Source organism: Thiofractor thiocamini (assembly GCF_055384375.1).
In genome coordinates this window covers 554,920-569,885 of sequence record NZ_AP042389.1, presented here as the reverse complement: position 1 = coordinate 569,885, position 14,966 = coordinate 554,920, and the positions used below count along the sequence as shown (strand labels likewise).

13 protein-coding genes are annotated in these 14,966 nt (G+C 32.2%); 12 read left to right on the top strand and 1 reads right to left on the bottom strand.

Annotated features, from left to right (window positions below; genetic code table 11):
* Positions 1 to 60 precede the first annotated feature (60 nt).
* From ACZ47B_RS02830 to ACZ47B_RS02780, 11 genes are all read left to right on the top strand, one after another.
* Entirely contained in the window at positions 61 to 1,044 is a 984-nt protein-coding gene (locus tag ACZ47B_RS02830; protein ID WP_464895167.1) for a TRAP transporter substrate-binding protein, read from the top strand.
* A 21-nt stretch (positions 1,045 to 1,065) separates the two neighbouring features.
* Positions 1,066 to 2,142 (top strand): TRAP transporter substrate-binding protein, encoded by a 1,077-nt coding sequence (locus ACZ47B_RS02825; RefSeq protein ID WP_464895166.1) that lies wholly within the window; start codon positions 1,066 to 1,068, stop codon positions 2,140 to 2,142.
* A gap of 53 nt (positions 2,143 to 2,195) precedes the next feature.
* Positions 2,196 to 2,738 carry a TRAP transporter small permease subunit gene (locus ACZ47B_RS02820; RefSeq protein ID WP_464895165.1) on the top strand — a complete coding sequence of 181 codons (543 nt, stop codon included), beginning with the start codon at positions 2,196 to 2,198 and terminating at the stop codon, positions 2,736 to 2,738.
* Positions 2,735 to 4,102 (top strand): TRAP transporter large permease, encoded by a 1,368-nt coding sequence (locus ACZ47B_RS02815; RefSeq protein ID WP_464895164.1) that lies wholly within the window; start codon positions 2,735 to 2,737, stop codon positions 4,100 to 4,102. Before ACZ47B_RS02820 ends, ACZ47B_RS02815 begins: the two co-directional genes overlap by 4 nt.
* A complete protein-coding gene (locus ACZ47B_RS02810) occupies positions 4,086 to 4,667 on the top strand; it encodes a uridine kinase family protein (protein WP_464895163.1) in 582 nt (193 codons plus the stop codon). The genes ACZ47B_RS02815 and ACZ47B_RS02810 overlap by 17 nt, the downstream gene beginning before the upstream one ends.
* A 152-nt stretch (positions 4,668 to 4,819) precedes the next feature.
* Positions 4,820 to 7,363, top strand: a complete 2,544-nt coding sequence (gene dcm / locus ACZ47B_RS02805; RefSeq protein ID WP_464895162.1) for a DNA (cytosine-5-)-methyltransferase — start codon at positions 4,820 to 4,822, stop codon at positions 7,361 to 7,363.
* A gap of 15 nt (positions 7,364 to 7,378) precedes the next feature.
* The gene (locus tag ACZ47B_RS02800; RefSeq protein ID WP_464895161.1) at positions 7,379 to 7,750 is read left to right on the top strand and encodes a hypothetical protein; all 372 of its coding nucleotides are present in this window, start codon (positions 7,379 to 7,381) and stop codon (positions 7,748 to 7,750) included.
* A gap of 9 nt (positions 7,751 to 7,759) precedes the next feature.
* On the top strand, positions 7,760 to 8,923 hold the full coding sequence (locus tag ACZ47B_RS02795) for a restriction endonuclease (RefSeq protein WP_464895160.1): 1,164 nt from the start codon (positions 7,760 to 7,762) through the stop codon (positions 8,921 to 8,923).
* Between the two features lie 31 nt (positions 8,924 to 8,954).
* Positions 8,955 to 9,941: a thiamine ABC transporter substrate binding subunit gene (thiB, locus tag ACZ47B_RS02790; RefSeq protein WP_464895159.1), complete on the top strand. Its 987-nt coding sequence runs from the start codon at positions 8,955 to 8,957 to the stop codon at positions 9,939 to 9,941.
* Positions 9,925 to 11,535: an ABC transporter permease subunit gene (locus tag ACZ47B_RS02785; RefSeq protein WP_464895158.1), complete on the top strand. Its 1,611-nt coding sequence runs from the start codon at positions 9,925 to 9,927 to the stop codon at positions 11,533 to 11,535. Before thiB ends, ACZ47B_RS02785 begins: the two co-directional genes overlap by 17 nt.
* Complete coding sequence (locus ACZ47B_RS02780) at positions 11,519 to 12,181, top strand: ATP-binding cassette domain-containing protein (RefSeq protein WP_464895157.1); 663 nt, start codon at positions 11,519 to 11,521, stop codon at positions 12,179 to 12,181. Before ACZ47B_RS02785 ends, ACZ47B_RS02780 begins: the two co-directional genes overlap by 17 nt.
* On the opposite strand, the gene ACZ47B_RS02775 is transcribed toward ACZ47B_RS02780, so the two are convergent.
* The gene (locus ACZ47B_RS02775) at positions 12,176 to 13,243 is read right to left on the bottom strand and encodes a dipeptide epimerase (protein ID WP_464895156.1); all 1,068 of its coding nucleotides are present in this window, start codon (positions 13,241 to 13,243) and stop codon (positions 12,176 to 12,178) included. The two genes, ACZ47B_RS02780 and ACZ47B_RS02775, sit on opposite strands and share 6 nt — an antisense overlap.
* 108 nt (positions 13,244 to 13,351) lie before the next feature.
* Between ACZ47B_RS02775 and ACZ47B_RS02770 the strand changes: the two genes are divergently transcribed.
* Complete coding sequence (locus ACZ47B_RS02770; RefSeq protein WP_464895155.1) at positions 13,352 to 14,944, top strand: ABC transporter substrate-binding protein; 1,593 nt, start codon at positions 13,352 to 13,354, stop codon at positions 14,942 to 14,944.
* The last annotated feature ends 22 nt before the right edge of the window (positions 14,945 to 14,966 follow it).

Here is a 14,966-nt window from a genome sequence, read left to right as displayed (position 1 = left end):
TTGTTTGTGCTTTTTAGTACGTCAACATTACAAGCTAAAAAAATAAGGTGGCGTTTAGCTATGAGTTGGCCAACTTCTCTAACTCCCATATCCAATCCTTCAATTAAGCTTGCAAAGTATATGAAAGAGATGAGTGATGGAAAATTCATAATAAAAGTCGAAGGTGCGGAAAAAACAAAATCAGCTCTTGGTGTTTTTGATATGGTCAAAGGAGGCTCATACCAGATGGGTCACACCACTTCATATTTCTATATTGGCAAAGATCCCTCGTTAGTATGGTTCACAACTGTTCCTTGGGGAATGACAAAAGATGAACAATATGCCTGGTTCTACTACGGAAACGGTATGAAGTATATGGAAGAAGTTTACAATAAATATAATATGCTAGCTTTCCCCGGAGGCAATACCGGAGTTCAAATGGGTGGATGGTTTAGAAAAGAGATCAAAAGTGTTAATGACTTAAAAGGTCTTAAAATGAGAATCCCTGGATTTGCCGGCAAGGTTATGGCAAAATTAGGAGTCAATGTTGTAAATATCCCTGGCGGTGAACTTTATACTTCGCTTGATCGAGGAACTATAGATGCGCTAGAATGGGTAGGACCGGGAATGGATATAAAAATGGGCTTTTACAAAGTTGCGCCATACTACTATACCGGATGGCACGAGCCTGGAGCTGAGGCATTGTTTTATGTAAACAAAAAAGCTTTTGAAAAGCTTCCAAAGAAATATAAAGTTATGCTGGTAACCGGAATGAAAGCAGTTGCGGCGGATATGTTTATGGAAAATTTTGCTGACAGTGTAAATGCATGGCAAAAAATGATAAAAGAGATGCCAAATATCAAAGTTAAAACATTTCCTATCGCTGTTCTAAGAGCTATGAAAAAAGCTACTAATGAGATATTAAATGAGTATGCTGAAAAAGATCCAACTTTTAAAAAGATTATGAATGATTATATATCATATCAGAAAAAAGCAAGAGTATGGACAATGATGAGTGAATTTTATTATCTAAAAGCCTCTGAAGAAGTAGAAGATATCAAATAATTTTAATAATAAGGAAAAACAATGAAAAAGATTTTTAAATCATTAATGTTTGTCGGTGCATTGGCACTTCTTACAATGCCGGCTATGGCAAAAAAGATAAGATGGAGAATGGCACTTAGCTGGCCTTCAAATCTTACTCCTTTATCTTCACCTCCTATTAAGCTTGCAAAGCTTATGAAAGAGATGAGTGACGGTAAATTTATCATAAAAGTCGAAGGTGCAGAAAAAACAAAAGCCGCTCTAGGTGTACTTGATATGGTAAAAAGCGGCTCTTACCAAATGGGTCACAGCGGTTCATACTACTGGATAGGCAAAGATCCAAATACAGTATGGTTTACAACGGTTCCATGGGGCATGACCACTGCTGAACAATACGCTTGGTTCTACTATGGAAACGGTATGAAATATATGAAAAAAGTTTACGACAAATTTGGAGTATACAGTTTTCCAGGAGGCAATACCGGAGTTCAAATGGGCGGATGGTTTAGAAAAGAGATCAAAAGCGTTAATGACTTAAAAGGTCTTAAGATGAGAATCCCGGGATTTGCCGGTAAAGTCATGGCAAAACTTGGAGTCAGTGTTACAAATATCCCTGGCGGTGAACTTTATACTTCGCTTGATCGTGGAACTATAGATGCGCTAGAATGGGTAGGACCGGGAATGGATATAAAAATGGGCTTTTACAAAGTTGCGCCATACTACTATACCGGATGGCACGAGCCTGCAAGTGAAATGCAATTTTTGATCAATAAAAAAGCTTTTAACAAGCTTCCTAAAAAATACCAAACTATGCTTGTAACTGCTATGAAAGCTGTTTCAGCCGATATGTATATAGAAAACTTTGCTGATAGTGTAACCGCTTGGCAAAAAATGAAAAAAGAGTATCCTGGAATTAAGGTTAAAACTTTTCCTGTACCTGTTTTAAAAGCCATGAAAAAAGCCACAGATGAAATCATGAGTGAATATGCTTCGAAAAATGCACTCTTCAAAGAGATATGGACTGATTATAAAGCTTATCAGAAAAAAGCAAGAGTCTGGACAATGATGAGTGAATACTACTACTTAAAAGCTTCCAAAGAAGTTGAAGGAGTAAAATAAGACATTAAAAAAGTGCCATTTTTTTGGCACTTTTGTCTTAAAAACCAACAGCCATGATACTACTTACTATAGAAAAAAAACTGAACAAGCTTATAGACTGGTTGGGAAATATCCTTGTTGTCATACTTTTGTTTATGATAATCAACGTCTTTTATGATGTTATCATGAGATATGTTTTTCATGACAGCTCGATAGCAATGCAGGAGATGGAGTGGCATCTTTTTTCCATCGTTATACTTTTTGGGGTCTCATACTCTTTAAAAGAGGATGCACATGTAAGAGTCGATTTTGTTTATGATAGACTAAGTGTTAAAACAAGGGCTATGATAAATATAATCGGAACCATTATCTTCTTGATACCTTTTACTTTACTTATCATTTATGGTTCGTATCCATTCGTTATGGACAGTTATACAACCAACGAGACTTCAAGTGACCCTGGAGGTTTAAAACATCTTTGGATGATCAAAGCGGCAATCCCCATAGCGATGATAGTGCTGCTTATAGAAGCAATCCACTATATCATAAAAAATATCAATATATATAGAGGTATCGAGGAACTCCCCAAAGAAGATCCACAAGGAGCATTGTCGTGATAGGAATCTATATGTTTGCAGCAGCGTTGCTGCTGCTGGTGGTAGGATATCCTGTTGCCTTTACATTCGGCGCGGTTTCAATGTTTTTTGGAGCAATGGCCGCTTTTTTAAATATAGTTCCCGATAATTGGAGTTTTGTACATTTTTTTTCAGGCTGGGAATTTGCCGACTTTACTGACGAATTTTTGCAAATGTTTGCCATGATGCCTTTTAGGATTTACTCCATTATGACAAATAAAATCCTTATGGCTGTCCCGCTTTTTATATTTATGGGCATAGTTTTACAAAAATCGGACCTTGCTACAAGATTGCTTGAGTCTATGGGGATGCTTTTTGGAAAAGTCAGAGGCGGACTTGCCGTAAGTACAGTACTCATAGGAGCGTTATTGGCTGCTTCAACCGGTGTTGTGGGTGCAAGCGTCGTTGCTATGGGAGTTATATCCTTGCCCATAATGCTAAAACACGGTTACTCAAAAAGACTAAGCACCGGTACGATTTGTGCGGCAGGAACTCTCGGACAGATCATACCTCCTTCCATAGTGCTCATAGTTTTAGGAGATGTTTTTCAACTTCCCGTAGGCGATCTCTTTAAGTTCGCTTTTTTCCCGGGACTTGTGCTGGTTGCTGCTTATGTTATATATATACTTGCCGTATCTTTTATAGATAAAGATGTTGCTCCTGCTATTGAGATGGATGATCACTACACAAAAGCTCAAAATATCAAAAAAGCTCTTATATCCATCATTCCTCCTCTTGTACTTATAGTTTTGGTTTTAGGATCCATTTTTGCCGGCATTGCAACTCCGACAGAGTCAGCGGCAGTTGGCTCTATAGGTGCGTTGATACTTGCTGCGGGTTATAGAAAATTAAATCTTAAAATGCTAAAAGAAGCGAGCCTTGGTACCATAAAGATAACTGCTATGGTTTTTGCTATTTTGATAGGTGCTACGGCTTTTTCCATGGTATTTGTTTATAGTGGGGCAGATGACATCACAGCTCAATTTATGACACATTTGCCGGGGGCTAAATGGGGATTTTTGATACTCTCTATGCTAGCTATCATGTTTTTGGGATTTTTTATAGATTTTATAGAGATTTCATATATAGTTGTTCCCATACTTTTGCCTATAGCGCACACTATCGGACTAGACCCTCTTTGGTTTGCCATACTTATCGCACTTAACCTGCAAACATCATTCTTAACTCCTCCGTTTGGATTTTCTCTTTTTTACTTAAAAGGCGTAGCTCCTCCAAGTGTCAAGACAACTGATATCTATCAAGGTGTCATACCCTTTATCACTTTGCAGATACTAGTTCTTGTATCTGTAGTCATATTCCCTGGATTTTATGGATTTCACTCTTAAAAACACTCTGCCGCTTCTTGAGATACATAGATATCTTGGCGGCGGTAAAGTGTTCACCGTTGTCATAGACGGAAAATGCGGTGTCGGTAAAAGCACCTTGGCAAAAAAAATAAAAGAATATCTAGATACCAAGCAGCTTGAAACTTATATTTTACCTTTGGATGGTTTTATCCGTCCAAAGAAATATCGCACTTTCTACTCTACTCCTGAAGATTATGACTTAAATAGAGTAGTAAATGAAGTACTTATCCCCTTAAAAAACGGCGATAAAGCCATTTTTTACCTTTATGACTGGGATAGTGACAGTTTTAAAACAAAAACTCTCATAGAGCTTCCTGCAGTTCTTATTATTGAAGGAGTAAACAGTTGTGATGAATTGCTCAAAGATTATTTGGATTTTACAATATTTTTGAACTTGGATAAACAAACGAGGAATCAAAGAGTTTTAAAAAGAGGTGATTTTACTCAAAAAGAGTTTGAAACATGGAGTGAAACAGAGGATGAAATATTTAAAAAAAGAGATATTGAAAATTACTATGATTTGATATATAAAATAATTATCTAAAAAAATTAATTAATTGTAATTATTTTTTAGTTATAATTATGATACTTGTACAAGAAATATTTCATATTGACATATTTTTTGTATGTTTTAATATTTATGGTTATACTTCTTTTATATATTATTAAATATATATTATAAAAGAGGTAAGCATTATGAAAACATTAAATTTATTTGATTTTATTGAAAAAGGAAAAGATATTAAAAAAGGAAGTTTGACTTATATTTCACTTTTTAGCAGTGCCGGGGTTGGTTGTTATGGGTTTAAACAGCAGGGATTTAATTGCATTGTTACAAATGAGTTTTTAGAAAAAAGACTTAGCATTCAAAGATATAACAATAAGTGTATATATGAAAGTGGATATATTCAAGGGGATATTTCACAAAAAGAGATACAATATAAAATCTATCAAGAGTTAGAAAATAATAACATACAAGATTTAGATGTTTTAATAGCAACTCCACCTTGCCAAGGTATGAGTGTAGCAAATCATAAAAAATCCAATGATGAGATAAAAAGAAACTCATTAGTAGTAGAATCAATAAAAATAGTAAATAAAATTAAACCAAAAATTTTTATTTTTGAAAATGTTAGAGCTTTTTTAAACACTATTTGCACAGATATTGACAATATTGAAAAACCTATAAGTGAAGCTATCGAATTAAATTTAGGTGGTAATTATAATATTTTATCAAAAGTTATAAACTTTAAAGATTATGGCTCACAATCAAGTAGAACTAGGACATTAGTAATTGGCGTTAGGAAAGATTTAGTTCAAATTAGCCCTTTTAAACTTTTTCCAAAAAAACAAAAGGCAAAAACTTTAAAAGAGTTAATAGGGAATCTGCCATCTCTAAAAACAATGGGGGAAATTAATCCAAATGATATATACCATTCATATAGAAGCTTTGACAAAAAGATGTTGGCTTGGATAGAAGATATTAATGAGGGAGAATCTGCATTTGACAATAAAGACCCATTGAAGATACCGCATCAAATAAAAAATGGTAAAATAGTTTACAATAAAAATAAAAATGGAGATAAATATAAAAGATGGTATTGGAATGAAGTAGCACCTTGTATCCATACAAGAAATGACATTTTAGCATCACAAAATACTATTCATCCATCAGATAATAGAGTCTTTAGTATAAGAGAACTAATGAAGATGATGAGTATTCCAGATGAATTTAGATGGACTAATAAAAGTTTTGAAGAGTTAAATAATTTAACAATTGAAGAGAAAAGAAAGTTTTTAAAACAAGAAGAGTTAAATATTAGACACTGCATTGGAGAAGCAGTTCCAACAAAGATATTTGAGAAAATTGCAAAAAATATAAAAAAAGCATTAACTCAAAAATTATTATCAGTAAATGAGATAAATAAAATTATTATTAAGTATAATCTTACAAATGTTGAAAATCTAAGTAATTTTATAAAAGAAAATAAAAGTAAATACAATGCAAATGATTTATATAGTATTGTAGAACTCGCAAATTTAAATAGAGTAGAAAATAAAGCCTATTTTACAAGAGAAGATATAGTATTTAATATAATAAATAAACTACCAGAATTTAAAAATAAAAAAACTATAAAAATTTTAGAACCATCAGTAGGTATTGGAAATTTCTTACCACTTTTATTTGAAAAATATAAAAATATCCAAAATGTAATATTAGATGTTATTGATATAGACTCTAACTCATTGCAAATATTAAAAGTCTTATTAGATAAAATAAAAATGCCATCAAATTTTTCTATTAATTTTATTCAAGCAGATTTTTTGCTTTGGAAAAATAGTTATAATTATGATTTAGTTGTAGGCAATCCTCCTTTTGGAAAAATAACAAAAAATAAAGAGTTATTAGAAAAATATAAACAAAGTATCTATAATAAAAATACAAACAATATATTCTCATTTTTTATAGAAAAAGCTTTAAAAATTTCGCAATATACCTCTTTTATAGTTCCTAAAAGCCTTATAAATTCTCCAGAGTTTAATGATACGAGAGATGTTTTAGAAAAACAAAATCTACTTTCAATTACAGATTATGGGGAAAAGGCTTTTAAAGGTGTTAAAATAGAAACAATTAGCTTTATGCTTAGTACAGTGAAAAAAGAAAAATCAAAATTAATTAAAATAGAAAGTTATATTACAAATAGTATTTTTTATCAAAATAAAGATTATATATTTGACAAGAGTTTTCCTTATTGGTTGATTTATAGAAATAGCTTTTTTGATATGGTTGTTGAAAAAATGGAATTAGATATATTTGAAGCTTTTAGAGATAGACAAATTACTAAAAAACATACAAAAAATAGTGGAAAGTATAGAGTTTTAAAATCAAGAAATATAGATAATAATAGCATCAAAAATTTAGAAAACTATGATTGCTTTATTGATGAGATTGATACTTTTGCTGTTTCAAAATTTTTAAATCAAAATAATATTATATTGGTGCCAAATCTTACATATAACCCAAGAGCTACATTTTTACCAAAACACTGTATTACAGATGGTTCTGTAGCACTTTTAAAACCAAAAAATAATATTAAAATAAAAAAAGAGCATTTAGAATATTTTAGTAGCAAAGAGTTTACTGAATATTATAAAATAGCAAGAAATAGAGGAACAAGATCTTTAAATATAGATAATAATTCAGTAAAATTTTTTGGACTATTAAAAAATATATCATAAAAAAGGAAGTAAAAAATGTATAAAAGTAGTTTTGGAACAAAAAATCAAGTAGTATTTAGTAATGAAAGTGAGTATTATAAGGCATTAGGTTATTTGGCAAAATCAGATGAAACATCATCAATAGTTTGGGAACATAATGAGCAACAAGGAGCGTGGGGGAGCGAAGGAAGAATACTTTTTTATGTACAAAATCCTCCGATTCCAGGAAGTTTCAGTTTTACTGTGGGAACAGGAAACATAGTGCATAGAACGAATTGTAATGAATTTGTTCAACATATAGTTACAAATCATAATTTTCAATATGGAAATACTCAAAATATTCAAAATATAAGAAACACTATTCCACCTCAATATCTTAATGATTTTGATTATGGATTAACTTTATAGGTTTAAAATATGTTAGAAAAAATAAATAAATTTTTTGAAAGCAAAAATTTAGATATACGAAAAAACCATAATGCTCGGTTTTTTGACCAAAAAGTTCAGCCAGATGTTTTAAGTGCTGTTTGCGAATCTATCCTTTACTGCCTTGATGATACAACAAATACTTTTACAGTTAATGATATAAGATATTGTGATTACTCAAATGAATTGGTAACCGAAATATTTAATAAGCCTGAAATTAAAAAAGCTTCAAAAGAATATGATAAATTTTTTTCTCAACCACTAAAAATGTTAGCTTATGTTGGGATAATAAAAGAAAATAAAAAAGGGCGGGAAAATAACTATTTAGTAGTAGAGAAAAATATAATAGAATATATCTCACTAAGAGATAGAAATGCTTACTACGTGTTAACTATATATCTTGAAAAGGTTTTAAAAGATAGTGGTATTTGGAATTTATTTGATGATTTTTTTAAAGTTCAAACTCAATCTTCACTTGAAACTTTAAGAAAAAATTATGTTGATTTTATAGTTAAAAATACTCCTATCAATAAAGAGCTTGAACCTATTAGAATATTAAATCCAATGTTAAATATATTAAGTTTTAAATATAAAAAGAAAGGCACTATAAAAGGTAAAATAGGAGATATTAATTATAATGATTTACTCTATAATAGACCTAATTGGAGAGATATTAAAAAAGATAAATCGTTAACAAGAGTAGAATTTAATAAAATATTTTTTGAACAGGGAATAGATAATCAAAAATCTTATGAATATTATATTTCAAAAGCAAAAAGATTTGTCAAAAACATTCATAATATTAGTGAAATTCATAGGTTTAAAAATTATCCAGCAACTCAAGCACACCATATATTTTTAGCTTCAGACTATCCAGAGTTAGCAGATATGCCTGAAAACATTATAGCAATTACTCCCAATCAACATTATTATAGAGCACATCCGAATAATAAAACATCTGTATTAGATAAATCATACCAAATAATATGTTTAATTTCAAAATTAGATAGTATAGAAATTGATTATTATAGTAACACACAATATTATAATAAAAATAATTTTATAGATATTATAAATATTGCATTAGGGCAAAACTTTGACTATACAATGAATTTTGAAGAGTTAAAACATAAGATTATGAAATTATATATTTAACAGACAACAAATCAGAGAAATGGAGAATGGTATGAAAAAAACAGTATTAACAGCTATATTCTTAGCTTTAACATTATGTGCAACACAAAAACCTACTCTTAACATTTATACTTATGATGCTTTTGCGGCTTCTTGGGGACCGGCTCCCAAAATCAAAAAAGTTTTTGAAAAGATGTATGATTGCAAGCTTGTTTTTACGCCGGTTGACAGCTCCATCGGGGCTTTGAGAAAAATACAGCTTGAGGGTAAAGGCACAAAAGCGGATATACTTTTGGGGCTTGATACAAGCAGTATGCAAATGGCAAAAAATACCGGTCTTTTTTCGCCTTATAATGTTGACACAAGTAGCTTACGACTTCCCATAAAATGGAAAGATAAAATTTTTCTGCCTTTTGATTGGGGGTATTTTGCCTTTGTTTATGATAGCAAAAAGATGAAAAATCCTCCTCACTCTTTTGAGGATTTGTTAAAATTGGATAACAACAAACAGATAGTTATAGAAGATCCAAGATCTTCAACACCGGGACTTGGGCTTCTTTTGTGGGTCAAAAGTATATATAAAGACAGAGCAAAAGAGTATTGGCACAAACTTTCACCAAAGATACTTACTATCACAAAAGGATGGTCTGAAGCATATGATCTTTTTTTAAAAGGTGAAGCCGATATGGTACTTTCCTATACTACATCCCCGGCTTATCATATAATAGCCGAGAAAAAATACAACTACAAATATGCTCATTTTAAAGAGGGTCACTATATGCAGATAGAAGTTGCGGCTATCCTAAAAAGCTCAAAGCATAAAAAATTGGCAAATGATTTTATGAAGTATATGATAAGCACAAAATTTGCCGATATAATCCCTACTACAAACTGGATGTATCCAGTAACAAAAACTTCAAAACCATTGCCAAAACCTTTTATGGACAGACCAAAAAAGAGTCTTTTGCTTGATGCGAATGATATAACAAAACACAAAAAAGAGTATATTCAAGAATGGCTTGATGGTATCAAAAAGTAGCTTTATTCCAGGGGTGGTTCTATCTTTTCTACTTCTTTTTTTTATATCTTTTTTACTATATAAGCTTCTTTTTTTTCAAAATCCAAAAGATATACTGACAAACTACTCTCCTTATGTTATACATCTTTTGAAGTTTACATTTTTTCAAGCGACACTTTCTACGATATTATCCATGCTTTTTGGCATTATGCTCTCTTGGAGCTTGACTCATCTAAGAAATTTACCTTTTAGGGATACTGTCATATCACTCTTCTCTTCAGCACTGGTTTTGCCAAGTATCGTGGTGATACTGGGTATCATAACGGTATTTGGAAAGCATGGCTGGATAAATGAGATAACTTCATTACTTTTTGGTAAAAATTTCGGTGGTTATATATATGGCCTGGGAGGTATTTTGTTTGCCCATGTTTACTTTAACGCATCATTTGCTTCAAGGGTTTTTCTTGATGCTTTTGGCTCTATACCCAAACAAAGATACAAACTTTCCAAAAATATCGGACTAAATATATGGCAAAGATTTTACTATGTTGAACTACCAAGCATAAAGCCATACATATCAGGTCTGGCTTTGAGTATATTTCTTTTGTGTTTTAGCTCTTTTATCATAGTCTTGGTCTTAGGAGGCTCGCCGGCTTACAATACTTTGGAAGTTGCCATATATGAAGCTTTGAAATTTGATTTTGATATACCTTTGAGTATAAAACTCTCTTTTTTACAAATCTTTATCTCGACGATACTTCTTTTTTTCATGTCAAAAAGTTACACACCCTCAAATATATCGATAATTTTCACCAAAGATACAAAATGGCTTGAAACAAAAAATGAGCTACTTTATCATAAAATTGTAATTTTAACTTTTCTCATTGTTTTCACTCTGCCTCTTCTTGCCATAGTTTTTGACGGATTGCATGCGGATTTTACCAGACTTTTGAAAGAGAAAGAATTTATAAGGGCTTTTGGTTTTTCTATATATGTAGCCACCGTTTCTTCTATGTTCGCACTGTTTGTCTCACTTATACTCTCTTTTGCAAAAGCTGACCTTTTGATGAAATATAGCACTAAAAAATCATATCTTTACATTTTTTTTGAAAAAATGATAACTCTCTCTTCATCTATCTATCTTATAGTCCCGTCCATTGTGCTTGGAGTCGGGTTTTTTATCATTTCACAAAGCTTTTCTTTGCCTTTGCATTTTACAGCTGTAGTATCTTTGATATTTGCAAACACACTTCTTGCCCTACCCTTTGCATTCAATACACTCTATCCACAAATATATCAGATAAAAAGCAAATATGACAAGATTATCATATCCATAGGCATAAACTTTTTTTCAAAATTATTTTATATATATTTTCCAAACCTAAAAAAACAACTCGTTTACACCATAGCACTCTCTTTTTCGTTTTCTCTTGGAGATTTGAGCATCATTGCACTTTTTGGAGATAAGGATATAGCGACTTTGCCATGGTATCTCTATCAAAAGATGGGCTCATACAGGACTGAAGACGCAGCAGGCATCGCACTTTTGCTTTTGGTGCTGGTTTTGGGTATATTTTTAACTACTTTAAAGGCAGGCAGTGTTAGAGATAAATGATTTACAATTTTATTACGATAAAAATAAAAAGATATACCGCTATGATTTGACTGCAAAAAAAAGTGAAGTAGTATCCATCATGGGCAAAAGCGGAAGCGGCAAATCAACGCTTCTTGATATCCTTGCAGGTTTTTTGGAGCCAATTGGCGGAGAAGCTTTGTATAATAAAGAAAACTTTTTAAATTTGGAGCCTCAAAACAGACCCCTTTCCATCCTTTTTCAAAACTACAATCTTTTTGAGTATCTAAATGTAGAGCAAAATATAGCTGTCGGTATAGATAAAAGCTTTAAAATCACAAAAGACAAATCTTCTGAAATTTCTCAAATCCTAAAAGAAATAGGACTTGAAAATTATCAAAAAAGAAGCGTAGCTTCACTTTCAGGTGGAGAGCAGCAAAGAGTGGCACTTGCTAGAGTTTTAGTGATGAATCGTCCTGTTTTATTGCTTGATGAACCTTTTGGAGGACTTGATAAAGAGATAAAAACAGATATGTTAAAGCTTGTAAAAGAGATAACAATTGATAAAAAGCTGATAACTCTCATGGTCACACATGATAAATATGACAGCGATTTGATAGCCAATAAGCACTACTATATGTATGAAAACACTTATGTTAACGAACTAAAGAACAACTCCAAGTCATAGTGAAACACCCAGCCCATTAGAGTTTGAAAGTATTATATCACTCTTATCAAATATCACTTTGCCTTTTGTGTAATTCTCTTTCAAAAGTGCTACACCATCCAAATCCACAAACTTTATGATATCATTTCTTGCAGATACTACATGTGCTGCCGCGGCTATACTTATGGGACCCTCTAGCATACATCCCATCATGCACTTTATACCGTTTTTACCACATTCATCAGCGATTTGTAATGCTTTTGATATACCACCGCACTTATCTAGTTTGATATTTATATAATCAGCTGCATTTTTACTGATTATATTTTTTACATCATTTATGGAAAATGCGCTTTCATCGGCCAATATCGGTATCTTGCTACTGTCTTTTATCTCTTTTAGTCCACTGATATCATCTTTTTTGATAGGTTGTTCTATGAAGTCGATATTTATCTGATGATTCTCAATCTCTTTTAAAAATTTGATACTATCTCTCACACTCCATCCCTGGTTGGCATCAAGTTTTAAAGATACACTCTCATCTATCATCTTAGATATAGCAACTACTTTACTTATATCTTCTTTTACATTGTTACCAAGTTTTATCTTCAGTGACTTAAAGCCATCTAAAATGGCAGCTTCGCTTTGCAAGAGCATTGTCTCTATATCGCTCAAACTGATGGTCATACCTGTTTTGATATGTTTTTTAGTACCTCCTAAAAACTTATATAAAGGTTGATTGTTCATTTTTGAAAATATATCATACAAAGCTATTTCCAGTGCCGCTTTGGCACTATGGTTTCCTTCTGTGGAGTTATGAATCACACTTAGTATACTATCCAGGGAGTCAAAGTTTACATTTTTGATTTTTGAAGATATCGTGTGAATACTTTCTATAATGGATTCTTCATCTTCACCTGTTACTTCATAAGCAGCTGCCGTTTCACCAAAACCTATGATATTGTCGTTTACAACCATCGTCACTATGATAGAGTTTAAATGAGTTACACTTCTTAATGATGTGGTAAACGGCTGGTTAAGAGGAGTTTTTAAAGTAATTGTATCAACTTTCCTTATAATCATGTCCATCCGTAATATTAATTTTGTTTATTATACCAAAATGTTCTAAAAAAGTTGTATTTAATATTTATTAGGATATACTTGATATAACAAATTTTTATGGAGGACTTTATGAGAAAATTACTTGTAATATCATTGTTGTTTTTAACAACTCTCATGTATGCTGCGCCAAAATATGGCGGAACATTGGTTTTTGGAAGAAGCGGGGATTCTGTTTCCATAGATCCGGCTCATGTAACGGATGGTGAAAGTTTTTACGCTTCTACTCAGGTTTACGATACGCTTGTCCAATTTAAGCTAGGTACTACCAAAATTGAACCTGCATTGGCAACATCTTGGGATATATCAAAAGATGGTTTGGAATATGTTTTTCATCTTAGAAAAGGTGTATTTTTTCACCCGACTAAATATTTCAAAAAGAGAGTGGAATTCACTGCGGATGATGTAGTTTTTTCACTTGGAAGACAATATGACAAAAACAATCCATACAATAAAATAGGCGGCTCATATCAGTATTGGGCGGCTATGAACATGAGTGATATCGTCAAAGATATTCAAAAAATCGACAAATATACTGTTAAAATTACACTCAATAGACCAGAAGCTCCATTTTTGGCAAATATGGCAATGGACTTTGCTTCTATACTTTGTAAAGATTACGCTATGGATTTGTTAAAAAACAACAAGGCTGACAGACTTGCAAGATACCCGGTAGGAACAGGTCCTTTCGTTTTTAAAAAATGGGTAAAAGACGATAAGATGATATTTACTGCAAACAAAAATTACTGGGATGGAAGACCTTATATAAACAAACTTATACTAAAAGTCATCACAAACTCTTCAGTAAGAGCTGCGGAGTTGAAAGTGGGTTCAATTCATGTTATGGATTTTCCAAATCCTGAAGAGATACCACAACTTGCAAAAGATCCAAATATTAAACTTATAAAACAAGAGGGTTTAAATGTAGGATATCTGGCTTTAAACGAGTATAAGGTGAAAGCTTTTAGGGATGTAAGAGTAAGAAGAGCGATAAACTATGCTATCAACAAAGAGGCATTGGTAAAAGCAATTTATGCAGGCTTCGGAAGACCGGCTTATGCTCCTATACCTCCTACAATGTGGAGTTATAATCCAAATATCAAAAAATTCAAATACAACCCAAAAATGGCAAAAAAACTTTTAAAAGAAGCAGGATATGAAAATTTGAGCTTCAACCTGTGGGCGATGCCGGTATCAAGACCATATATGCCAAATGCCAGAAAAGTGGCCGAAGCTATGCAGGCAGATCTTGCAAAAGTAGGAGTTAAAACAAAAATTGTCTCTTATGACTGGGGAACATATCTAAGCAAAGGTAAAAAACTTGAAGATGATGCCTGTTTGTTAGGATGGACTGGTGACAACGGTGACCCAGATAATTTCCTAGATGTACTTCTTACCGCACATGCCGCAAATATTCCTGCAACCAACAGGGCTGCATGGAAAAATAAAGAGTTTTCAGATTTGGTCGCAAAAGCTAAAGTGATCTCAGATGTAAAAGAGAGAACAAAGCTCTATAAAAAAGCTCAGGAGATTTTTGGCGAGCAAGTTCCGTGGGTAACAGTTGCAAATTCTATAGTTGTTGAAGCTGTCAGAAAAAAAGTTATGAATTTCAAACTAAGCCCTATGGGGAAAAGAGTTTTTACAAAAGTATGGCTGGATAAATAGATGATAACATATCGGAGAGTAT